At 61.4% G+C, this 425-nt stretch carries 1 protein-coding gene; it reads left to right on the top strand.

Annotated elements, in window-relative coordinates:
* Positions 1-425 (top strand): RHS repeat domain-containing protein (locus ACNFCI_RS24045; RefSeq protein ID WP_416768437.1); only part of this gene is annotated, 425 nt, incomplete at both ends.

Raw genomic sequence — 425 nt, 5'->3', positions numbered from 1 at the left:
CGGTTGGTCGCCAAGATCAACCGCGATGCGAGCCAGGCCTTTGCGTACGACGACGGCGACCGGTTACTGAGCATCGAGCGGCAACCGACCGGGATCGGCAAGCAGGTTGGGATCACGGAAGAGAAGCTGGAGTACGCCTACGATCTGCTCGGCCGGCTGACGAAAGAAATCACGCCCGCCGGCACGCTCAGTTATGAATACGACCCGCTCAGCAACCTGACCACCCTGACATTGCCGGACGGCCGCAAGGTCAATCACCTGTACTACGGCAGCGGGCACCTGCACCAGCTGAACCTGGATGGTCAGGTGATCAGCGACATGGAGCGTGATGACCTGCACCGCGAGGTGTATCGGACCCAGGGCAAGCTCACCAGTTGCTTCGGTTATGACGCAATGGGGCGCAAGGCCTGGCAATTCGCCTCGAC

The organism is Pseudomonas sp. NY15356, assembly GCF_048068175.1.
GTDB classification, from domain to species: domain Bacteria; phylum Pseudomonadota; class Gammaproteobacteria; order Pseudomonadales; family Pseudomonadaceae; genus Aquipseudomonas; species Aquipseudomonas putida_K.
Note: the sequence above shows the minus strand (reverse complement) of the source record. Positions and strands in the feature narration are given on the sequence as shown.